Origin of the sequence: Pseudomonas sp. CAM1A, assembly GCF_047501685.1 — a bacterium.
In the GTDB taxonomy this organism is placed as follows: Bacteria; Pseudomonadota; Gammaproteobacteria; order Pseudomonadales; family Pseudomonadaceae; genus Aquipseudomonas.
Map to the genome: position 1 here is coordinate 75,769 of NZ_JBFNXP010000011.1, position 22,329 is coordinate 98,097.

The window sequence follows — 22,329 nt, forward strand, 5'->3', positions numbered from 1 at the left end:
CCGGGGTCAGGGCAGCAGGTAGCCCTTGATCCCGGTGAAGATGATCTGCGCCGCCAGGGCGCAGACGAACAGCCCCATCAGGCGGCTGACGATCTGCAGGCCCTGGTCGCCGAGGATCCGTTCGATACGGTGCGAGAGGTACAGCACCAGGCCCACGGTGAAGCTGGCCAGGGCGATGCTGACGATGGCCAGCAGCTTGTCGTCCCAGTGCGGTTGGCCCACGCCCATCACCAGCAACGCACCGATGGTGCCGGGGCCGACGGTGAGTGGGATGGTCAGCGGCACGATGGTCACGTCCTGCTGCACGTTGTCGGTCTGCACTGCCGACTTGCCCTGGGCCATGCCCAGCGCCGAGATGAACAGCACCGAGCCTGCGCCAATGCGGAAGGCGTCGGCGGTGATGCCGAATACCCCGAAGATCACCCGTCCGAACAAGTACAGCAGCACGCTGGCGACCAGCGTGGCAATGGCTACCCGCCAGGCCAGTTGCTTGCGTTCCTTGCTGGAGTGGCCGCGGGTCAGGCCGATGAAGCATGACAGCACGAAGAACGGGCTGTAGAGCACGAGCATTTTCAGGTAGACGCTGAACAACTCATGGAGCATGGCGCTGAGTCCGCGGCGGGAATGGGTGGCACCTGTATAGCACGGAACCTGTAGGAGCGGCTTCAGCCGCGATCACCCGCGAAGCGGGTGCCAGATTCTGTGGTGGCTGCCTCGCGGCTGAAGCCGCTCCTACAGGATGTGCGTGGTGTCGTCGGACACCACCTGCCGCTGCCCCGCCCAGAACTGCACCAACTCGCGCAGCTGCGACAGCTCCACCGGCTTGGCCATGTGGCCGTCCATGCCGGCCAGGCGCGCGCGTTCCTTGTGCTCGTTGAGGATATGCGCGGTCAACGCCACCACCGGGGTGCGCGGGCGCTGGTTGGCGGTCTCCCAGGCGCGCAGCTGCTGGGTGGCGGAGAAACCGTCGAGCACCGGCATCTCGCAGTCCATCAGCACCAGGTCGTAGTGCTTGGCCTTCATCGCCTGCAGAGCCTCTTCGCCGTTGCTGGCGGTATCCGGCTCGAGGTTGAGCTTGCCGAGCATGCCGCGGATGACCTTGGTCGAGATGCTGTTGTCCTCGGCCACCAGTATGCGGAAGTCGCCGGGCAGGTCCAGCGGCACCGGGGTGCCGATCGGCATGGGCGGCGTGGCCTGCTCGCGGCCACGCAGTGCCAGCTCCTCGGCCAGGGTGGTCTTGAGCGTGTAGCCGGCCACCGGCTTGGCGAGGATGCGCTTGACCCCGGCGTTGCGGGCGATGATCTTGCTCGGCGCGTTGCTGATGCCGGTGAGCATGACCACCAGGATGTCGTGGTTCAGGCTCGGGTCTTCCTTGATCTTGGCCGCCAGTTGCATGCCGGTCATGCCGGGCATGTTCTGGTCGAGCAGCACCGCGTCGAAGTAGTCGCGCAGGTGCGCCTTGGTGCGCAGCAAGGCCAGCGCTTCCTTGCCCGACGGCACCGCGCTGACGTTCATGCCCCAGGCGCTGCATTGCTGCACCAGCACCTTGCGACAGGTGTCGTTGTCGTCCACCACCAGCACCCGCGCATCGCGCAGCGGGCCGTCGAGGTCGGTGGGCGGCTGCTCCAGGCGCAGCGGGTCGAGCGGCAGGGTCAGCCACAGGGTGTTGCCCATGCTGGTGCTGGTCTTGATGCCGAACTCGCCCTGCATCAGGCCGATCAGTTGCTTGGCGATCACCAGGCCCAGGTGGCCACCGAGCTTGTTGCTGGAGAGGAAGTGGCGGCTGTGCAGCTCGGCCTGCAGCAAGGCGTCGCGCTCGGCCGGTGGCATGGGTTCGCCGCTGTCCTGCACGGCGATGCGCAGGCGCGGGCTGTCGCCGCGTTGGTCAAGGGCCACCACCAGCAGGATCTCGCCCTGGGTGGTGTTCTTCAGGGCGTTGTCCAGCAGGCTCGACAAGGCCTGGCGCAGGCGTGTCGGGTCGCCGCTGACCACCCGCGGCACCTGGGGCTGGGTGAAGCTGATCAGCTCGATGTTCTGCTGCTCGGCCTTGGCCCTGAAGATGTTCAGACAGTCCTCGATCAGGGCATTGAGGTCGAACTGCACGTCGTCCAGCTCGATCTGCCGCGACTCGAGCTTGGAGATGTCGAGGATTTCGTTGATCAGGGTGAGCAGTTCGTTGCCGGCGCTGTGGATGGTCTGCACATAGTCGCGCTGCTTGACCGACAGCGGCGTGCCCAGCAGCAGCTCGGTCATGCCCAGCACGCCATTCATGGGGGTGCGGATCTCATGGCTGATCTTGGCCAGGAACTCGGCCTTGGCGTTGATCTCGGCGTCGCTGGCGGCCAGGGCGCGGCTGGCGCGGAAGCGCTCCTCGCTGATCCGCCGCAGGCGCTCGCTGACCGCGAGGTTGAGCAGCAGGCCGCTGACCACGGTCAGCGCCATGAGGATACACAGCAACCAGGGCGTGGATGTGCGGGTCAGGCCCAGCAGGGCCGGCAGCAGTACCAGGCCGCCGAGGTTGAACACCAGCATCGCCAAGGCGAACAGGCGCGCCGGGCCGTAGCCCTTGTACCAGTGATAGCCGCTGACCAGCAGCATGCTTACGCTGCCCAGGGCGAGCAGGGCGTAGGTCATCAGGTTCAGCGGCAGGGTGTCGATGAACAGCAGCACCAGGCCGCTGACCGCAGCTACCACCATTTCCATCTGCAGCAGGCGGTTGAGCCGCGCCGAACTGCAGGGGGAGAAGAAGTGCAGGGTGAAATACAATCCGGCCAGGCCTGCCAGCACCAGCGTCAGGTAGGCCGCTGGGGTCTGCGCGCTGTGCCACAGGTGCCACCAGGGCCCGCTGAGGTTGAGCAGGATCAGCGCGCTGAGCAGCATCAGGCCGTGGTACAGCGCCAGTACCAGCGTGGTGCTGGAGCGTGTGTAGCCGAAGCGGATCAGGTTGTGCAGGATCAGCATCACCAGGCCACCGAACAACAGGCCGAACAGCAGCGACTGGCGCTGGTCGGCGGCGGCGTGGGCGGTGGTCTCGACAGTGATGGCCGGACGCAACTGGTGTTCGGAAACCAGCCGCAGATAGATATCCAGCGGTTGGTTGCTGTGCGGCAATGGCAGCACGTGGTCCCTGCCGCGCAGGGTGGGGCTGAGGCCGTCGCCCTGCCGGCCGTGGTGCAACTGGCGCAGCAATTTGCCGCCTTCCAGGGCGTAGAGGTCCAGGCGTGACAGGTCGGGGGCGAAAATGCGTACCAGTTGTTCCTGGTCGCTCGGTTCCAGGCGGTAGTGCAACCACAGGGCCTGGTCGGGGAGGGCGGCATCCAGTTCTTCGAGGGCCAATGGGCTGAACTGGTTGCGGTAGCGTTCGGAGCGCACGTCGGACAACTGCAGGTTGGCCTGCTCATCGAGCAGCGCCGACCAGCCCGCGGCCTGTTCGGCGTGTGCCGGGAGCAGGCAGAGCAGGGTCAGCAGGCTGACGATCAGGGCTATGGCAATCCGAAGCCGACGCACGACGAAATCCCTTCTTAGCTAATGTGCCGGATAACCACTATGCGCGGCGCGCCAAGGCGAAGGCAAGGCCCCGGCGGGGCCTTGACGACGAGCCGAAGGCCGTGGGCCGGGAGCGCCACGACCGTTGGCTGCACTTTTACTGCTGCTCACCGCGCTCGCGGGCGATGGCCCGGTAGCCGATGTCGTTGCGGTAGAAGCTGGCGTCCCACTTGACCTGCTCGGCCAGGCGGTAGGCCTGCTGCTGGGCGGCTTCGACGGTGTCGCCCATGGCGGTGGCGCAGAGCACGCGGCCACCGGCGGTGACCACCTGGCCGTCCTTCAGTGCGGTACCGGCGTGGAACACCTTGCCTTCCAGCTTGGCGGCGGCGTCCAGGCCGCTGATCGCGGCGCCCTTGGCGTAGTCGCCCGGGTAGCCACCGGCAGCCAGCACCACGCCCAGGCTCGGACGCGGGTCCCACTGTGCTTCGACCTTGTCCAGGGCCTTGGCGAAAGCGGCCTCGATCAGCAGCACCAGGCTCGACTCCAGACGCAGCATGACTGGCTGGGTTTCCGGGTCGCCAAAGCGGCAGTTGAACTCGATGACCTTGGGGTTGCCCGCCTTGTCGATCATCAGGCCGGCATACAGGAAGCCGGTGTAGACGTTGCCTTCCTCGGCCATGCCGCGCACGGTCGGCCAGATCACCTGGTCCATCACGCGCTGGTGCACGTCGGCGGTGACCACCGGGGCAGGGGAGTAGGCGCCCATGCCGCCGGTGTTCGGGCCGGTGTCCTGGTTGCCGACACGCTTGTGGTCCTGGCTGGTGGCCATGGGCAGCACGTTGTGGCCGTCGACCATGACGATGAAGCTGGCTTCCTCGCCGTCGAGGAATTCTTCGATCACCACGCGCGAGCCGGCTTCACCGAAGGCATTGCCGGCGAGCATGTCGCGCACGGCGTCTTCGGCTTCCTGCAGGGTCATGGCGACGATCACGCCCTTGCCGGCGGCCAGGCCATCGGCCTTGATCACGATCGGTGCGCCTTTCTCACGCAGGTAGGCCAGGGCCGGCTCGATCTCGGTGAAGTTCTGGTAGTCGGCGGTCGGGATCTTGTGACGAGCCAGGAAGTCCTTGGTGAAAGCCTTGGAACCTTCCAGCTGGGCGGCGCCCTTGGTCGGGCCGAAGCAGTCCAGGCCACGGCTGCGGAACAGGTCGACGACGCCGATGACCAGCGGCGCTTCCGGGCCGACGATGGTCAGGTCGACGTTCTTCTCGGCGAAGTCGGCCAGTTGCTCCAGGGCGGTGACGTCGATGGCGACGTTCTCGCATTTGGCTTCGGTGGCGGTGCCGGCATTGCCGGGGGCGACGAAGATTTTCTCGACGCGTGGGTCCTGGGCGACTTTCCAGGCCAGGGCGTGTTCACGGCCGCCGCTGCCGATGATCAAAACTTTCATGTCAAAACCTCGAATTCTTTCGGACGGGAGGCAAAGCCTCACACTGTACGAGGTCGCAATGGAGCAGGTAGATGCAAGGCGGGGACGGTTCCGATGAGCGCAGTTGCCTTATGGCAATGAGCATCAGCGGAACCGGCCCCAACGCAGCAGATGCCTGCTTCAGTGCGGCCGATTGCCATAATCAGTGGCGGAAGTGGCGCATGCCGGTGAAGACCATGGCGATACCGGCTTCGTCGGCAGCGGCGATGACTTCGGCATCGCGCATCGAACCACCCGGCTGGATCACGGCGCTGATACCCACTTTAGCCGCGTTGTCGATGCCATCACGGAACGGGAAGAACGCATCCGATGCCATCACCGCACCCTGCACCTGCAGGCCGGCGTGCTCGGCCTTGATGGCGGCGATACGTGCGGAGTTGACGCGGCTCATCTGGCCGGCACCGACACCGATGGTCTGGCGCTGCTTGGCGTAGACGATGGCGTTGGACTTGACGAACTTGGCGACTTTCCAGGCGAACACCAGGTCGTGGATTTCCTGCTCGGTCGGGGCGCGCTTGGTGACGATCTTCAGGTCGTCGGCAGTGATCATGCCGATATCGCGGCTCTGCACCAGCAGGCCACCGTTGACGCGCTTGAAGTCCCAACCGGCGGCGCGCTCGGCTGGCCACTCGCCGCACTCCAGCAGACGCACGTTCTGCTTGGCAGCAACCACGTCACGGGCGGCCTGGGAGATTTTCGGGGCGATGATCACTTCGACGAACTGGCGGTCGACGATGGCCTGGGCGGTTTCGCCGTCCAGCTCGCGGTTGAAGGCGATGATGCCGCCGAACGCCGATTCGGTGTCGGTGGCGTAGGCCAGGTCGTAGGCCTTGCGGATACCGCCTTCGTCTTCAGGCACCACGGCCACGCCGCACGGGTTGGCGTGCTTGACGATCACGCAGGCTGGCTTGACGAAGCTCTTCACACACTCCAGCGCGGCGTCGGTGTCGGCCACGTTGTTGAACGACAGCTCCTTGCCTTGCAGCTGGATGGCGGTGGAGATGCTGGCCTCGCCCTTCTTGGCCTCGACGTAGAACGCCGCGCTCTGGTGCGGGTTCTCGCCGTAGCGCATTTCCTGGGCCTTGACGAACTGGCTGTTGAAGGTGCGCGGGAACTCGCTGCGGTCTTCGGTGGACAGGGTGTCCTTGGCCTGGTCGATGGTGCCCATGTAGTTGGCGATCATGCCGTCGTAGGCGGCGGTGTGCTCGAAGGCCTTGAGCATCAGGTCGAAGCGCTGGGCGTAGGTCAGGCCGCCGGCTTTCAGGCCTTCGACAATGCCGGCGTAATCGCTGGCGTTGACCACGATGGCCACGTCCTTGTGGTTCTTCGCCGCGGAACGGACCATGGTCGGGCCGCCGATGTCGATGTTCTCGATGGCGGTCGGCAGGTCGCAGCCCGGCTTGTTGATGGTGGCTTCGAACGGGTACAGGTTGACCGCGACCAGGTCGATCGGCTTGATGCCGTGCTCGTTCATGATGGCGTCGTCGGTGCCGCGACGGCCGAGGATGCCGCCGTGGATCTTCGGATGCAGGGTCTTGACCCGGCCGTCCATCATTTCGGCGAAGCCGGTGTAGTCGGCCACTTCCACCGCGTTCACGCCATTGTCCTTGAGCAGCTTGTAGGTGCCGCCGGTGGACAGGATCTCGACACCGAGCTGTTGCAGCTCACGGGCGAATTCGAGGATACCGGTCTTGTCGGAGACGCTGATCAGGGCGCGGCGGATCGGCAGGCGGGTAGTCTGGTCGGTCATTTCAGATTCCATAACGCGGTGGAGTCAGCAAAAAAGGCGCCTCTTTGCATGAGCGCCTTTTTGGTTGGGGTTCTGGCCTTACAACAGATCGTACTGCTTGAGCTTCTTGCGCAGCGTGCCTCGGTTGAGCCCGAGCATCTCGCTGGCCTTGGTCTGGTTGCCCTTGACGTAGTTCATCACGCATTCGAGCAGGGGCGCCTCGACTTCCGAGAGCACCAGGTTGTACACGTCCGTGACGGTAGCGCCTTCCAGGTGGGCGAAGTAGTTGTGCAGTGCCTTCTCGACGCTGTCGCGCAGGGTCTGGCCCTCTTCGCTCGGCGTGTTCAGGTGCTGCTTGAGGTTGGCGTTGTCGCTCACGGGCGTTGTTCCACTCACTAATGTCTCGGTCATCATCGTCATGCGGCCACCCCTTGTTCGTCCTCTGTCCCAAGGCTCTGTCGACGTTCGGCGAAAAACGCCTGAACGTTGGCGCACTGCGCTTGTGTGTCTTGCAAAGCGTTGAACTGGCTGCGGAACTCCTTGCCGCCAGGTCGGGTTGCCAGGTACCAGCCAACGTGCTTGCGGGCGATCCGCACGCCCATCACATCGCCATAGAAGGCATGCAGCGCGGCCAGGTGCTCCAGCAGAATGCGTTCCACTTCGTCCAGCGCCGGTGCGGGCAGGTGCTCGCCCGTGCGCAGGTAATGCTCGATCTCGCGGAAAATCCACGGCCGCCCCTGGGCGGCACGGCCGATCAGCAGGCCGTCGGCACCGGTGGCGTGCAGCACCGCCCGGGCCTTTTCCGGCGAGGTGATGTCGCCGTTGGCGAATACCGGGATCGACACCGCCTGCTTGATCGCGGCGATGGTGTCGTACTCGGCGTCACCGGTGTACAGGTCGGCGCGTGTGCGGCCATGCACCGCCAGCGCCTGGATGCCGGCCTGTTCGGCGATCTTCGCCACGTTCAGGCCGTTCTTGCTCGCCCGGTCCCAGCCGGTGCGGATTTTCAGCGTCACCGGTACGTCCACGGCGCCGACGACGGCATGGAGGATCTCGGTGACCAAGGCTTCATCTCTCAATAAAGCAGAGCCTGCGGCCTTGTTGCAGACTTTTTTCGCCGGGCAGCCCATGTTGATATCGATGATCTGCGCGCCGGCTTCGACGTTGGCCCGGGCCGCCTCGGCCATCATCTGCGCGTCGCCACCGGCGATCTGCACCGAGCGTGGCTCGGGATCACCTTCGTGGATGCGGCGCAGGCTCGACTTGCGGCTGTTCCACAGGCGCATGTCGCTGGAGACCATCTCCGATACCACCATGCCCGCCCCCAGGCGTTTGCACAGCGTTCGGAAAGGCTGGTCCGTGACGCCGGCCATGGGGGCCAGGATCAGGTTGTTCTGCAGTGTGTAAGGGCCGATGCGTACCGCCGACATAGGTGTTCCCTGTTGTGGGGCCGAATCATTGGAGTTCGAAAAAGGGATGGCATGATACCCGCTCTCGATGACCGGATAAAGATGAATCTGGATAAAATCTGAACAGTTGCGGCGTTATGACACCCAGCGGCAAGCGGCAAGCTTCAAGCTGCAAGAGGCCTGCAGACAGGCTTTTACCTGCGGCTTGAAGCTTGCCGCTTGTCGCTTACTCCGGCGAACGGAAGCTCAGGCTGTAGTTCACTGCCTTCGGCCCAGGGTCGAGTATGTCCAGGGCGATATGGATCGGCGTCTGGCTGGGCATCTCGCCGCGCCCGGCCAGCTCGCCCGACAGGTACTCGCTGGGCTTGAAGCGGCGGCTGGCGATCAGCTGACCGTTGAGGTCGGCGAAACGCAATTCGAGCAGCGGGAAGGGCTGGGCGAAGGGCGCACGGTTGTAGATGATCGCGTCGACGATCAGCGCCCCTTTGAAGTCCGGGTGGCTGCGGACCACCAGGTTGCTGCTCTTGATCCGCGAGATGTCGACACGGGTCGGCACCTGGCAGCCGAACATCGGGCATAGCTGTTGGAACCAGGGGCGATACTGGTCCTGGCGGGCCATTTCGTCAAAGTGGAACCAGACGTACTGGAATGCCAGCAAGCCTGCGGCCAGCAGGGTCAGGCAACCCCACAGCAGGCGCTTGCCCCAGTTCGGGGCGGGCTTTTCCCAGCCCAACTGCAACGGGTCGTCGACCACGTCGACCAGCGGCTCCTTGCGCGAACGCTCCGGCTTGGCGGCCAGGCTCGGTTCCAGGCGCTGCCCGGGGTGTTCTTCGGGGTCATCGTCGCGGGCCGAGAACGGCGCTCTGTGCACCTCGTCGTCCAGCGCCGAAAGGCCCTTTTCCGGTACCGGTTCGTCATGGCTGGGCAGCTGCCGCGAGGGTTCGTCGAGGTCGTCGTCGAGTGGCTGATCGCGTACTGGAGGCTCATCGTCCAGCTCGAGGCTGGTCGCGCCGAGGGTAGGCTCGGTGCGCTCGTCGTCGGGCGGCGCCAGGTCCAGCGGCTCCTGCTCGACCAGCATCGGTGCGTCCTCGCGCTCCTGCGCCGGCTCACGGTCGCCGTCAGTGGCGGTGCCGAACGGTTCATCGCCAGGCCCATCGCCGAGCTGATCGTCGCGGCGGGCCTGGAGCATGCCCTTGGCCGGGGCTGCGCGCCGATCACCCGGGCTGCGCCGTTCAAGGCGCGCCAGTTCCTGGTCGAGGTCGAGGGCATCCAGTTCCTCGGCGGTGACCGTCCAGTTGTCCTCCGGTACAGGGGGCTCGACCTGCGGTTGCACTGGCGCAGGCGCAGGCTCCACCGGTTGCACCTGCGCTGCCGGCGCAGGGGTTTCGGCTTCGCCGCCCGCGGCGCGGTTCTGCTCCAGCAGTTGTTTCGCCGCGTTGAACACCTGCAAGCACTGGCCGCAGCGCACCGCGCCGCGGGCCACGCTCAACTGGTGATGGGTGACGCGAAAGCTGGTCTGGCAATGCGGGCACTGGGTGACGAAACTGTCGGTCATGCGGCTGTCCGGGAAGCTGTGCAGGAGATGAGTCTAGGCGCGCTTAGCGGCGGCGACCACTGATACGTACCCAGCCGTCGCGCACGACGATCGGGTCCAGGTCGAAGTCGGCGGCATAGGCGGCGGCCACTTCCTCGCCCTGTTCGGCGAGGATGCCCGACAGCGCCAGCAGGCCACCTGGGCGTACCAGGCCGGACAGCTGCGGTGCCAGCGAAACCAGAGGGCCGGCCAGGATGTTGGCGACCAGCACGTCGGCCTGCATCGCCGGCATCTGCTCGGGCAGGTACAGGTCGAATGTGTCGTCGGCAATGCCGTTGCGCTGGGCGTTGTCACGGGAGGCCTCGATAGCCTGCACGTCGATGTCGGTGCCGACCGCGTGGCGGGCACCGAGCAGCAGCGCGGCGATGGCCAGGATGCCCGAGCCGCAGCCGAAGTCGAGCACTTGTGTGCCTTGCAGCTGCTGGCCGTCGAGCCATTCCAGGCACAGCGCGGTGGTCGGGTGGGTGCCGGTGCCAAAGGCCAGGCCCGGGTCGAGCAGCAGGTTCACCGCGTCCTTTTCCGGGGCTTCGTGCCAGCTCGGCACGATCCACAGGCGCTGGCCGAAACGCATCGGCTGGAAGTTGTCCATCCAGCTGCGCTCCCAGTCCTGGTCCTCGATCACCTCGGCGTGGTACTCGGGCAGCTCGGCGCCGGTCAGCAGGCGCAGGTGGGCGAACACCTGTTCGGGCTCGGCATCGGCCTCGAACAGCGCCAGCAGGTGCGTGTGCGACCACAGCGGGGTGGTGTTGAGGTCCGGTTCGAAGATCGGCTGGTCTTCGGCGTCCATGAAGGTCACCGAGACGGCACCCACTTCAAGCAGGGCGTCTTCGTAGGTTTCGGCTTGTTCCGGGCTGATGGCCAGGCGTACTTGCAGCCAGGGCATGGCGGGCACCTTTGGTAAATCGACAGGGGCAGCCCGAGGCTGCGCGAAAAGGCCGCCAGTTTACTTGAGTGCGCAGGGTTTGTGCAGGACGCAGTTGTGCTGCAGCGCTTGTCGATCCCCTCGCAGGGCCAGCCCGCTGCCCCTGGAGAGGGGGCGGGCTGGCCACAGGGTTCAGAGGCTGCGCGCGCGGGTGACTCGGTCGACCAGGTAAACCAGGCCGTGATAGTCGATGCCGCTATGGCTCGACAGGCCGATTTCACACGTGCGGCTGGTCGAGATCCCCTCGCTGCAATACTGCACCGCGTCCTTGAGCGTGCGCAGCGAATGGGCGTTGAGCTCCGGTGTGGTGAAGCCCTTGTCGCCGGCGAAGCCGCAGCAATGAATGCCTTCGGGGATCACCACCTGCTTGCTGCAGCGCCGCGCCAGGTCGATCAGTGCCTGGCTTTCACCCAGGTGCTGGGTGCTGCAGGTCACGTGCACCGCCACGGGCTCGTCCTGGGGGGTGAACTCCAGCTTGTCGACCAGGTGGGTGCGGATGAAGCGCACCGGGTCGTACAGGTCCAGCCGCGATTCGCCCAGGTCCTGGACCAGGCGCAGGGTGCAGGGGCTGGTGTCGCAGTAGATCGGGTCGATGCCGCCACGGCTGGCGTGCAGCAGCGCGTTGATCAGCTCCTGGCGCTTGTGCTCAGCCTGCTCGGGGTAGCCCTTGGAGGCGAACGGCTGGCCGCAGCACAGGCTGTCGGCGTTGTCCGGGAACACCACCTGGTAGCCGGCCTTCTCCAGCAGGCCGCGGGTCTTGTCCAGCAGTGAACTCTGCTCGCGGTCGGCATAGGCTGGGCCCATCACCCGGGATACGCAGGCGGCGAGATAGACCACGCGAGGGCGGGCGTCGTGGCTCGCGGTGCTGAGCTCGACGGCCCGCAGCGGCTGCGGCATGGCAGGGGTCCACTGCGGTAGGCGGCCTTTGCTGGCCTTGCTCAGGCGGGCGCTGAGCCGGCTCATGCGCGGGGCGCCGAGCAGCTTGCGCGCGCCATTGGCGGCGGCCAGCGTGAAGCGGGCGCCGCGCAGGGTGGCGTGGAAATGTTCGGCCAGCCAGTCGGCGGCCTTGCCATGCTCGGCTGCCTGACCGCGCAGCTTCTTCACCAGCTCGCCGGTGTTGATGCCCACCGGGCAGCGCTGGGCGCACAGGCCGGTGGCGGCGCAGGTGTCGATACCCTGGTACTGATAGGTGCGCAGCAGTTCGCGGGTATCAACGCCGGCGCGTTTCTTCGCCTGGATGTCGCGCCACATGACGATGCGCTGGCGCGGGCTCAAGGTAAGCCCTTTCGACGGACAAACCGGCTCGCAGAAACCGCACTCGATGCACTTGTCGACGATCTCGTCGGCAGCCGGCAGCGGCTTGAGGTTCTTCAGGTGGATATCCGGATCCTCGCTCAGCACCACATCGGGGTTGAGGATGCCGTTGGGGTCGAGCAGGCGCTTGAGCTTCCACATCAGCTGGTAGGCGTCATGCCCCCATTCCAGCTCGACGAAGGGCGCCATGTTGCGCCCGGTGCCGTGCTCGGCCTTGAGCGAGCCGCCGAACTCCACTGCCACCAGCTGCGCCACGTCGTCCATGAAGGCCTGATAGCGCGCCACCTCTTCAGCACTGTTGAAACCCTGGGTGAAGACGAAGTGCAGGTTGCCTTCCAGGGCGTGACCGAAAATGATCGCCTCGTCGTAGCGGTGCTTGTCGAACAGCTGGATCAGGCGGTTGACGCCTTCAGCCAGTTGCTCGATGGGGAAGGTCACGTCCTCGATGATCACCGTGGTGCCGGTCTGGCGCACGGCGCCGACGGCGGGGAAGGTGTCCTTGCGGATCTTCCACAGCTGGTTGTACACCGCCGGGTCTTCGCTGAACGCGACCTTCTGCTCCAGCGGGTAGTCGTCGATGGACGCCATCACCTGCTCGAGTTGCTCGTGCAACAGGCTCTGGCTGGCGGCACGGCACTCGATCAGCAGGGCGCAGGCGTAGGCCGACAAGTCCTTGACCCACGCCGGCATACCCGGCATCGCTTGCACCGAGCGCAGGCTGCGGCGGTCGAGCAGCTCCACGGCGGAGACTGGCTGGCGCTTGAGCACGGTCACGGCGCGGCAGCAGCTCTCGACGCTGGGGAACACCAGCAGCGCGCTGGCCTTGTGCGGGTGGTCGGGCACAGTGTTGTAGGTGACGGCGCTGATGAACCCGAGGGTGCCTTCGGAACCGACCAGCAGGTGCTGGAGGATATCGAGTGGCTGGTCGTAGTCCACCAGTGCGTTGAGTGATAGCCCCGTGGTGTTCTTCAGCCGGTACTTGTGGCGGATGCGCTCAGCCAGCGCGGTGTTGGCGCGAGTCTCGCGGCCAAGGCGGGCCAGCTCGTCCAGCAGGCCGGCGTGGCTGTGCTCGAAGGCGGCGACGCTGGTTGGGTCTTCGCTGTCCAGGCGGGTGCCGTCGGCCAGCACCAGGCGCAGGCCGGCGAGGGTGTGGTAGGTGTTTTGCGCGGTGCCGCAGCACATGCCGCTGGCATTGTTGGCGACGATGCCGCCGATCTTGCAGGCGTTGATCGAGGCCGGGTCCGGGCCGATCTTGCGCCCATAGGGGGCCAGCCAGGCGTTGGCTTGGGCGCCGATCACGCCGGGCTGCAGACGGATTTGCGTGCCCTGGTCGCGAATCTCCCGGCCATTCCAGTTGTCGCCGAGCACGATCAGCACCGAGTCGCTGATGGCCTGGCCGGACAGGCTGGTGCCGGCGGCGCGAAAGGTCACCGGCACCCGGTCGCGCTGGGCCAACTGGATGAGTGCGACCACTTCGTCCTCGGACTCCACGCGCAGCACCAGCTTGGGGATCAGCCGATAGAAGCTGGCGTCGGTGCCGAAGGCCAGGGTCGAGGTCGGGTCGTCGAAGCGGCGTTCGGCGGGGATCAGGCGCTCGGCATCACGCAGGAACGCGGCGGGCAGGCTCATGCAGTCTCCTCGTGGGGCCGCGGCGTCTGGTGCGCGGCGTGCCCCGGATATTCAGGCGTTGGCGGGCGCGCTCAGGCGCCCAGTTCGCGGACCAGCGAGTCTTTGCTGATCTCGCTGATGGACTTGGCGCCGGTCAGTACCATGGCCACGCGCATCTCCTTCTCGAACAGTTCCAGCAGGTTCTTCACCCCGGCCTCGCCGTGGGTGGCCAGGGCATAGAGGAAGGCGCGGCCGATCAGCACGCTGTCGGCGCCCAGGGCGATCATGCGCACTACATCGAGGCCGCTGCGGATGCCGGAGTCGGCGAGGATCTTGATATCGCCCTTCACCGCGTCGGCAATCGCCGGCAGGGCGCGGGCGCTGGACAGCACGCCGTCGAGCTGGCGGCCGCCGTGGTTGGAGACGACGATGCCGTCGGCGCCGAACTTGACCGCGTCGCGGGCGTCATCGGCGTCGAGGATGCCCTTGATGATCATCGGGCCGTCCCAGAACTCGCGGATCCACTCCAGGTCCTTCCAGGAGATGGACGGGTCGAAGTTGTTGCCCAGCCAGCCGATGTAGTCGGCCAGGCCCGTGGGGTTGCCGCGGTACTTCGAGATGTTGCCCAGATCGTGGGGGCGGCCCATCACGCCGACGTCCCAGGCCCATTGCGGGTGGGTCATGGCTTGCAGCACGCGGCGCAGCGGGCCGTTGGCGCCGCTCATGCCGGAGTGGGCGTCGCGGTAGCGGGCGCCGGGCACGGGCATGTCGACGGTGAACACCAGGGTCTTCACGCCGGCGGCCTTGGCGCGCTCCAGGGCGTTGCGCATGAAGCCGCGGTCCTTGAGCACATACAGCTGGAACCACATCGGCCGGTCGATGGCCGGGGCCACTTCTTCGATCGGGCACACCGATACTGTCGACATCGTGAACGGAATGCCATGGGCCGCCGCTGCGCGTGCCGCCTGCACTTCGCCACGGCGGGCGTACATGCCGGTGAGGCCGACCGGGGCCAGGGCCACGGGCATGCTCAGGGTTTCGTCGAACAGCTGCGTCTGCAGGCTCAGCTCGGACATGTTCTTCAGTACGCGCTGGCGCAAGGCGATGCCGGCCAGATCCGAGACGTTGTGGCGCAGGGTGTGCTCGGCGTAGGCGCCGCCGTCGGCATAGTGGAAGAGGAAGGGGGGCAGCTTGCGTTGGGCCGCGGCGCGATAGTCGGTGGAGGCGGAAATGATCATGGATTCTCGCAGCGTGGGTTGAAGGTGATGCCGGGCGCTGTGGCGCGCCCGGCCCCTTTCACTTTAGTGATGAACCAGCATGCCAGTGAGCCAGTAGGCCTGGACCAGGGTGATCAGGCCGACGATGGTGGCGAAGAACAGGCTGTGCTTGACGGTGAAGCGGAACAGGTCGGATTCCTTGCCGACCAGACCGGTGGCCGCGCAGGCCACGGCGATCGACTGCGGCGAGATCATCTTGCCGGTCACGCCGCCGCTGGTATTGGCTGCCACCAGCAGAGTGTCGCTGACGCCGATCTGGTGCGCGGTGGTGGCCTGCAGCGAGCTGAACAGGGCGTTGGACGAGGTGTCCGAGCCGGTCAGGAACACGCCCAGCCAGCCGAGGAACGGCGAGAAGAACGGGAACGCCGCGCCGGTGCCGGCCAGCACCAGGGCCATGGTCGAGGACATGCCCGAGTAGTTGGTGACGAAGGCGAAGGCCAGCACCATGCCGATCGACAGGATCGGCCAGCGCAGTTCCCAGAAGGTCTCTTTAAAAGTGGTAAGACCAGTTTTGAAGTTGATCTTCAGCACCCACATCGAGATCAGTGCCGAGAGGAAAATCGCCGTGCCGGTGGCGGAGATCGGGTCGAGCTTGAACACCGCCGGCATGGCGGTGGGCGCTGTGACGATGGGTGCGGTCTTGATCACCAGCTGGTCGAGGTGCGGGATGGCGAAGTTGAACACGAAGTTGTACATCGCGCCGCCCGGGGCGAAGGCCGCCTTGAACGGTTTCAGGGTCCAGATGGTCACCAGCACGGTGAGGATCAGGAATGGCGACCAGGCCTTGAAGATCTCGCCGAAGCTGTACGGGCTCGGTTGGCTGCCGCTCGAGTGCACGACGGCGGCGCCGACGCTGCCCTTGGCCTCGGCGAACGCGCGCTTGGGCTGCCAGACCTTGAGGAACAGGGTCAGGGCGATCAGGCTGGCCAGGGCTGAGGTGATGTCTGGCAGCTCCGGGCCGATGAAGTTGGAGGTGAAGTACTGGGTGACGGCGAAGCTCAGGCCGGCCACCAGGGCGGCAGGCCAGGTCTCTTTCACGCCGCGCACGCCGTCCATCATGAACACCAGCCAGAACGGCACGAACAGCGACAGCAGCGGCAGCTGGCGACCGGTCATGGCGCCGATGTGGAAGGCGTCGATGCCAGTCACTTGCCCGGCGACGATGATCGGGATGCCCAGGGCGCCAAAGGCCACCGGGGCGGTGTTGGCGATCAGGCACAGGCCGGCGGCGTACAGCGGGTTGAAGCCCAGGCCGACCAGCAGCGCAGCGGTGATCGCCACCGGGGCGCCGAAGCCGGCCGCGCCTTCGAGGAAGGCACCGAAGCAGAAGCCGATCAGCAGCACCTGCAGGCGCTGGTCGTCGGTGATCGACAGTACCGAGCTGCGGATGACTTCGAATTGGCCGCTCTTGACCGTGAGTTTGTAGAGGAACACCGCGGCGACGATGATCCAGGCAATCGGCCACAGGCCGTAGAGGAAGCCATAACCCGCAGCGGCCAGCGCCATGTCTACGGGCATCTGGAAGGCGAATATCGCCACCAGGATCGACAGTGCCAGGGTGATGCTGCCGGCGACGTGGCCCTTGAGGCGGAACACGGCGAGGGCGAGGAAGAAGAACACGATTGGGATGACCGCCGCCAGCGCGGACAGGCCAAGGCTACCAAGCGGGGTATAGAGTTGTTGCCAGGTTTGCATATGGGGTGGCCCCTAATTGTTGTTGGTCAAGGCACTGGCATTGGATAATTGGTAAGACCAATTTACAATGGCTGGTCGCTAGGTTAAAAGCGTGGTGGCGGGTGTGTCAATTTGTCCTGGGGGAAACTTTGCCCGGATGCCGATGAGCGGGCATCTGATTGGCTGGGAAAAACGCCGCCTGACGGGTGTCGGCGCAAGCCGGATAGGCGCAGAATAGGCGCCCCCGGATTCGCATCCCCGGGGTTCGTGGAGAGCATGTGATGGTTTTTGATCAGGTCCGCCAGCGGCGCCTGTCCGACGACATCGTCGATCGGTTGGAAGGGATGATTCTTGAAGGCACCCTCACCTCGGGTCAGCGCCTGCCGGCCGAGCGTGCCCTGGCCGAGCAGTTCGGTGTGTCGCGCCCGTCGCTGCGCGAGGCGATCCAGAAGCTGGTGGCCAAGGGCTTGTTGGTCAGCCGCCAGGGCGGCGGCAACTATGTGGCCGAATCATTGGGCTCGACCTTCAGCGACCCTTTGCTGAAGCTGCTCGAATCCAGCCCCGAGGCGCAGCGGGATCTGCTGGAGTTTCGACATACGCTGGAGGCGTCCTGCGCCTACTATGCGGCGCAGCGCGCCACCGAGCCGGATCGTGAGCGGCTGAAGACTGCGTTCGACGCCTTGCAGGATTGCTACAACCGTGTCGGTGAGGTGGACCGGGCGGAGGAGGGCGCGGCGGATGCGCGTTTCCATCTGGCCATTGCCGAGGCCAGCCACAATGCCGTGCTGTTGCACACCATTCGCGGGTTGTTCGACCTGCTCAAGCGCAACGTGGTGACCAACATCGGCGGCATGTACCAGCAGCGCACGGAGACGCGCGACATGCTGATCAGCCAGCATCGCGAGTTGTACCTGGCGATTGTCGAGGGGCGTGCGGACGAAGCGCGGGAGGTGTCGAGCCGACACATCCTGTACGTGCAGGAGGTGCTGCAGGAGGCGCAGCAAGAGGCCCAGCGTGTGGCGCGGGCGGAGCGGCGCAGCGGGCGCTGATTCAGGCACCGTGGGAGCGGGCAGGCCCGCTCCCACGGAAAAGGTCAGGCCGAGCCTTACTCTTCCTTGCCCTTGTTGCGCATCGTGCGCTGCAGCTCGCGGTTGGAGTCGCGCTCGCGCACGGTATCGCGCTTGTCGAACTCCTTCTTGCCCTTGCCAAGTGCGATCTCGCACTTGATCAGGTGCTTGCTCCAGTACAGCGACATCGCCACGCAGGTATAACCCTTCTGCGCCACGGCCGCTTCCAGGCGCTCGAGCTCACGCTTGTTCAGCAGCAGCTTGCGGGTGCGGATGGGGTCGGCAATGACGTGGGTGCTGGCGGTGTTCAGTGGAGTGATGTGGCTGCCGAACAGCCAGGCTTCGCCATCCTTGAGCAGCACGTAGCTGTCGGTCAGGTGCGCCTTGCCGGCCCGCAGGCTTTTTACTTCCCAGCCGGACAGGACCAGCCCGGCCTCGAACTTGTGTTCGATGAAGTAATCGTGTCGCGCTTTCTTGTTCTGCGCGATGGTCCCGGTCGGATGCTTCTTTTGTTTAGCCATAGGGGCGGCATTATAGGCAGTCGCCGCGTCCTCGGCTACGGGGTTTAGCTGCGCTTGAGCCTGTTGTGTGAATCCCGGACAATGCAACCCACGCTCTGCCGCGCAGAGCCGTTTTCAAGGCGCTGACAAGCGCTGCCGCCCAGTTTGGAAGTGACGCCTGGATGACTACCCATATTCAACGCTCCGCTCTGCTGCCGTACCCTGCCCAGGCGCTCTACGACCTGGTCAACGATGTGGCGAGCTATCCGGAGTTCCTGCCCTGGTGCTCGGCGTCCACGGTGCTCGAGACCACTGACACGCACATGCGGGCCAGGCTGGAGGTGGCCAAGGGTGGCATGAGCCAGCAGTTCATCACGCGCAATGTGCTGGTACCGGGGCAGTCGATCGAGATGAACCTGGAAGAGGGGCCGTTCACCCAGTTGCATGGGCTGTGGGTGTTCAAGCCGCTGGGGGAAAAGGCCTGCAAGATCAGCCTCGACCTGTCGTTCGACTACGCCGGTGCCTTGGTGCGGGCCACCTTGGGGCCACTGTTCAATCAGGCGGCCAACACGATGGTCGATGCCTTCTGCCAGCGGGCCAAGCAGCTCAATGGTTGAGCGTGCGCGCGGCAGCTGAGCAAGCCCCGCCATTCATGCAGGCAATAAAAAGCCCGGACAAGAACCGGGCTTTTTAGTGTCGGCGCATTTACTGCGGCGAAGTTTCCAGCGGTGCGGGTGTCGGCACCGGGGTGGTCTCGACGTTGTCGATTTCCTTTTGCAGCGAGTCTTCCAGCGAGCCTGGCTTGGCCGGCTTCTCGGTTTGGCTCGGCTGCTTGTCCGGGTTGACCGTGGTATCGCCGCTGCCACCGAGGATTTCCTGGTCGCGGCTGACGCCTGGCATGAAGTCGCCGGAGAGGTTGACCAACTGGTCGTTCTCGTTGAAGAAGATGCTCATGCGCTCTTGCTGGCGCTGGCCGCCGCCAGGCTGCAGGCTGTAGAGGTAATCCCAGCGATTGGTGTGGAAAGTGTCCTGCAGCAGCGGGTTGCCCATGATAAACCTTACTTGTCGGCGGGTCATTCCCGGCCGCAATTGGTCTATCATGTCCTGCGTGACGACATTGCCCTGCTGGATGTCGATTTTGTAAACCCCGGGAAACGAGCAACCGGCGAGTGCGAGCAGTCCCACTAGGGTGAGGCTGGTTAGCAAGAGCTTGGTGTTTTGCATCGGTGGGCGACTTCCACTATCTTGGCTGGACAACGTAAACCCCGATCATACCCGTATTAAGAGAAGCTGCGAAGCAGCATCGGCGAGAAAGCTGACCATGGTTGAAAATAGCGAATTGCGCAAAGCGGGCCTCAAGGTAACCCTGCCTCGAGTAAAGATTCTTCAGATGCTCGACTCGGCCGAGCAGCGTCACATGAGTGCCGAGGACGTCTACAAGGCGCTGATGGAGGCTGGCGAGGATGTCGGTCTGGCGACCGTGTACCGCGTACTGACCCAATTCGAAGCGGCGGGCCTGGTGGAGCGCCACAACTTTGATGGCGGCCACGCAGTGTTCGAGCTGGCGGATGGCAAGCACCACGATCACATGGTCAACGTGGATAGCGGTGAAGTCATTGAATTCTTCGATGCCGAAATCGAGAAGCGCCAGAAGGAGATCGTTGCCGAGCATGGCTTCGAACTGGTGGATCACAATCTGGTTCTGTATGTGCGTAAAAAGAAGTAACGATTTAGTCATTACTGATGACAAAGGCGACCCTCGGGTCGCCTTTGTGCTTTCTGGGTTGGGCTCGCTTCGGTCGTTCAGGTCTTGCTGGTCACCACCATCTTGCGCGCATGGGCCAGCGACTCCTTGGTGAGATCGATGCCGCCCAGCATCCGCGCCACTTCCTCGACCCGCTCGCGCTTGCCCAGGCTTGCCACGGCGGTGTGTGTGGTGTCGCTGTTGCGCACCTTGTGCACGAACAGGTGGTGATGCCCCTGGGCGGCTACTTGTGGCAGGTGGGTCACGGTCAGTACCTGGCCGCGTTCGCCGAGGCGGCGAAGCAATTGGCCGACGATCTCGGCAGTCGGACCGCCGATACCCACGTCGACTTCGTCGAATACCAGGGTCGGAATGCGTGAGGTCTGTGCGGTGATCACCTGGATCGCCAGGCTGATACGCGAAAGCTCGCCGCCCGAGGCGACCTTGGCCAGGCCCTTGAGCGGCTGGCCAGGGTTGGCGCTGACCAGCAGTTCGATCTGCTCCAGGCCGTGGGGCGAGAGGTCACCGTTGTCGAAGGGCGTGAGCTCGATGCAGAACCGCCCGCCAGGCATGCCCAGGCGCTGGATTTCCTGCTCGACGGCGGTGGCCAGCTGTTTGGCGGCTTGCTGGCGCAGCGCGCTGAGCTCGATGGCCTTCTCTTTATAGTGCTGGGCGAAGGCTGCGAGCTCCTCGCCCAATCGCTCGATCGATTCGTCGCTGGCGTTCAGGCCTTCCAGCTCCTCCATCAGGCGCTGTTGCAGGTGCGGCAGTTCGGTGGGATGCACGCGGTGCTTGCGGGCAAGGGTATAGATAGTGTCCAGGCGCTCTTCGAGGGCCTGCAGGCGCATCGGGTCGGCGTCGAAGTTGTCGAGGAAGCGGTTGAGCTCGCCGACGGCTTCTTCCACCTGGATCTGCGCGCTGGCGATCAGGTTGACCGCCTCGCCCAGTGCCTTGGGGCCGTTGCCGACCGCGGTGAGCCGGTTGAGGCTGACGGTCAGGGCGCTCAGCACGTTACCAGAGTCGCTTTCGCTGCACTGGTCGATGACCTGGCGGCAGATGCCGAACAGTGCCTCGGCGTTGGTCAGGTTCTTGTGTTCCTGCTCCAGCTGCTCCAGCTCGTTTTCACCAAGGCCCAGGTTGTCGAGTTCTTCCAGCTGGTAGCTGAGCAGTTGATGGCGCGCCCGCTGCTCGTCCCCCGAATTCCTCAGGCGCTCCAGTTCTTGGCTGGTCTGGTTCCAGCGCTTGGCGGCCAGCTGGACCTGGCGGGACAGATCGGTGGCGCCGGCATACTCGTCCACCAGGCGGCGGTGGGTGTCGGTTTTCAGTAGCGACTGGTGTTCATGCTGGCTGTGGATGTCGATCAGCAGCTCGCCCAGGGCCTTGAGGTCGCCCAGCGGGCAGGGGGTGCCATTGATGTAGCCGCGGCTGCGGCCCTCGGCGGTGATCACTCGGCGCAGGATGCAGGGGCCGTCGCTTTCCAGGTCGCGCTGGGCGAGCCAGGCGTGCGCTTCGGGGATGTCGACCAGGTCGAACGTGGCGAGGATATCGGCCTTGTCGGTGCCCGGGCGCACCACGCCGCTGTCGGCGCGATCGCCAAGGGCCAGGCCGAGGGCGTCGAGCATGATCGACTTGCCAGCCCCGGTCTCGCCGGTGATGACGGACATGCCGCGGGCGATCTCGAGGTCGAGGTGTTCGACGATGGCGTAGTTGTGGATGGACAGGTGCACCAGCATAGGGGGCGGCTCCCGAGGGGTCGTGTCTGGATATTTATACAGTGCTTTTCGCGGGTCTGCCAATAGCCGGTCGACGAATGTGGAAAAGCGCCTGCCCCCTTGAACCTGGTTTTTCCGACCCCATATAGCCGGCAAGACATGGCGAGCCTGGCTCGCACGACAGAAATCGTGGAGGAGAAACCCAATGGCTGACGAACAGCTGGATGAGAAGAACCTGAATTCCGAAGAAGCCGGTGCAGCAACCGCCGACGCGCGCGTTCTGGAGCTCGAAGAGCAGCTGGCCGCCGCCAAGGACCAATCCCTGCGCGCCGCCGCCGACCTGCAGAACATCCGTCGCCGTGCCGAGCAGGACGTCGAGAAGGCGCACAAGTTCGCCCTGGAGAAATTCTCCTCCGACCTGCTGCCGGTGATCGACAGCCTGGAGCTGGCCCTGGCGCACTCCAGCGCCGAAGACGAAAACGTCAAGAAGATCCGTGAAGGTGTCGAGCTGACCCTGAAGATGTTCCAGGACACCCTCAAGCGCTACAACCTTGAGGCCGTCGATCCGCACGGTCAGCCGTTCAACGCCGAACACCATCAGGCGATGGCCATGCAGGAAAGCGCTGATGTCGAGCCAAACAGCGTGATCAATGTGTTCCAGAAGGGCTACCTGCTCAACGGCCGCCTGCTGCGCCCCGCCATGGTGGTGGTCAGCAAGGCGCCGAGCGCTGCGCAGCCTTCGATCAATGAAAAGGCTTGAAATCTTTCCGGGCGCCCCCATCTAGGTGTCAAGCCTTCAAGTAT

18 protein-coding genes are annotated in these 22,329 nt (G+C 65.0%); 4 read left to right on the top strand and 14 right to left on the bottom strand.

Translation table 11 applies throughout. The features are described from left to right. Nucleotides 1-6: 6 nt before the first annotated feature. The 11 genes from ABZO33_RS22240 to ABZO33_RS22290 form a co-directional block, all read right to left on the bottom strand. Nucleotides 7-603: a MarC family protein gene (locus ABZO33_RS22240; RefSeq protein ID WP_023633040.1), complete on the bottom strand. Its 597-nt coding sequence runs from the start codon at nucleotides 601-603 to the stop codon at nucleotides 7-9. A 129-nt stretch (nucleotides 604-732) separates the two neighbouring features. Beyond that, the gene (locus ABZO33_RS22245) at nucleotides 733-3,507 is read right to left on the bottom strand and encodes a response regulator (RefSeq protein ID WP_414537804.1); all 2,775 of its coding nucleotides are present in this window, start codon (nucleotides 3,505-3,507) and stop codon (nucleotides 733-735) included. A gap of 136 nt (nucleotides 3,508-3,643) precedes the next feature. Continuing rightward, nucleotides 3,644-4,936, bottom strand: a complete 1,293-nt coding sequence (gene purD, locus ABZO33_RS22250) for a phosphoribosylamine--glycine ligase (RefSeq protein ID WP_414537805.1) — start codon at nucleotides 4,934-4,936, stop codon at nucleotides 3,644-3,646. A gap of 181 nt (nucleotides 4,937-5,117) precedes the next feature. Continuing rightward, nucleotides 5,118-6,725, bottom strand: a complete 1,608-nt coding sequence (gene purH, locus ABZO33_RS22255) for a bifunctional phosphoribosylaminoimidazolecarboxamide formyltransferase/IMP cyclohydrolase (RefSeq protein ID WP_414537806.1) — start codon at nucleotides 6,723-6,725, stop codon at nucleotides 5,118-5,120. Nucleotides 6,726-6,803: 78 nt separating this feature from the next. Then, complete coding sequence (fis, locus tag ABZO33_RS22260) at nucleotides 6,804-7,124, bottom strand: DNA-binding transcriptional regulator Fis (protein WP_011535876.1); 321 nt, start codon at nucleotides 7,122-7,124, stop codon at nucleotides 6,804-6,806. Then, the gene (gene dusB / locus ABZO33_RS22265; protein ID WP_217867308.1) at nucleotides 7,121-8,134 is read right to left on the bottom strand and encodes a tRNA dihydrouridine synthase DusB; all 1,014 of its coding nucleotides are present in this window, start codon (nucleotides 8,132-8,134) and stop codon (nucleotides 7,121-7,123) included. The genes fis and dusB overlap by 4 nt, the downstream gene beginning before the upstream one ends. Nucleotides 8,135-8,339: 205 nt before the next feature. Then, nucleotides 8,340-9,668, bottom strand: a complete 1,329-nt coding sequence (locus ABZO33_RS22270; protein WP_414537807.1) for a DUF3426 domain-containing protein — start codon at nucleotides 9,666-9,668, stop codon at nucleotides 8,340-8,342. 43 nt (nucleotides 9,669-9,711) lie between these two features. Further along, nucleotides 9,712-10,590 (bottom strand): 50S ribosomal protein L11 methyltransferase, encoded by an 879-nt coding sequence (prmA, locus tag ABZO33_RS22275; protein ID WP_046854052.1) that lies wholly within the window; start codon nucleotides 10,588-10,590, stop codon nucleotides 9,712-9,714. Nucleotides 10,591-10,761: 171 nt separating this feature from the next. After that, nucleotides 10,762-13,572, bottom strand: a complete 2,811-nt coding sequence (locus ABZO33_RS22280) for an FAD-binding and (Fe-S)-binding domain-containing protein (protein ID WP_414537808.1) — start codon at nucleotides 13,570-13,572, stop codon at nucleotides 10,762-10,764. 71 nt (nucleotides 13,573-13,643) lie between these two features. Beyond that, entirely contained in the window at nucleotides 13,644-14,789 is a 1,146-nt protein-coding gene (gene lldD, locus ABZO33_RS22285) for an FMN-dependent L-lactate dehydrogenase LldD (RefSeq protein ID WP_414537809.1), read from the bottom strand. Nucleotides 14,790-14,852: 63 nt separating this feature from the next. Further along, nucleotides 14,853-16,523, bottom strand: coding sequence for a lactate permease LctP family transporter (locus tag ABZO33_RS22290; RefSeq protein ID WP_414537810.1), 1,671 nt, complete (start codon nucleotides 16,521-16,523; stop codon nucleotides 14,853-14,855). A 260-nt stretch (nucleotides 16,524-16,783) separates the two neighbouring features. Between ABZO33_RS22290 and ABZO33_RS22295 the strand changes: the two genes are divergently transcribed. Beyond that, complete coding sequence (locus ABZO33_RS22295) at nucleotides 16,784-17,551, top strand: FCD domain-containing protein (RefSeq protein WP_414537811.1); 768 nt, start codon at nucleotides 16,784-16,786, stop codon at nucleotides 17,549-17,551. Between the two features lie 56 nt (nucleotides 17,552-17,607). On the opposite strand, the gene smpB is transcribed toward ABZO33_RS22295, so the two are convergent. Next, the gene (gene smpB, locus ABZO33_RS22300; RefSeq protein WP_023629355.1) at nucleotides 17,608-18,090 is read right to left on the bottom strand and encodes an SsrA-binding protein SmpB; all 483 of its coding nucleotides are present in this window, start codon (nucleotides 18,088-18,090) and stop codon (nucleotides 17,608-17,610) included. 161 nt (nucleotides 18,091-18,251) lie between these two features. Between smpB and ABZO33_RS22305 the strand changes: the two genes are divergently transcribed. Further along, nucleotides 18,252-18,686: a type II toxin-antitoxin system RatA family toxin gene (locus ABZO33_RS22305; protein ID WP_414537812.1), complete on the top strand. Its 435-nt coding sequence runs from the start codon at nucleotides 18,252-18,254 to the stop codon at nucleotides 18,684-18,686. A gap of 88 nt (nucleotides 18,687-18,774) precedes the next feature. Here the strand turns inward: ABZO33_RS22305 and ABZO33_RS22310 are convergent, their stop codons facing one another. Further along, nucleotides 18,775-19,293 (bottom strand): outer membrane protein assembly factor BamE, encoded by a 519-nt coding sequence (locus ABZO33_RS22310; RefSeq protein WP_414537813.1) that lies wholly within the window; start codon nucleotides 19,291-19,293, stop codon nucleotides 18,775-18,777. 97 nt (nucleotides 19,294-19,390) lie between these two features. Between ABZO33_RS22310 and fur the strand changes: the two genes are divergently transcribed. After that, complete coding sequence (gene fur, locus ABZO33_RS22315) at nucleotides 19,391-19,795, top strand: ferric iron uptake transcriptional regulator (RefSeq protein WP_028691268.1); 405 nt, start codon at nucleotides 19,391-19,393, stop codon at nucleotides 19,793-19,795. A 77-nt stretch (nucleotides 19,796-19,872) separates the two neighbouring features. Here fur and recN read toward each other — a convergent pair whose 3' ends face one another. Then, nucleotides 19,873-21,546, bottom strand: a complete 1,674-nt coding sequence (gene recN, locus ABZO33_RS22320) for a DNA repair protein RecN (RefSeq protein ID WP_414537814.1) — start codon at nucleotides 21,544-21,546, stop codon at nucleotides 19,873-19,875. Between the two features lie 184 nt (nucleotides 21,547-21,730). Between recN and grpE the strand changes: the two genes are divergently transcribed. Beyond that, complete coding sequence (gene grpE / locus ABZO33_RS22325; RefSeq protein WP_023629352.1) at nucleotides 21,731-22,285, top strand: nucleotide exchange factor GrpE; 555 nt, start codon at nucleotides 21,731-21,733, stop codon at nucleotides 22,283-22,285. Nucleotides 22,286-22,329 lie beyond the last annotated feature (44 nt).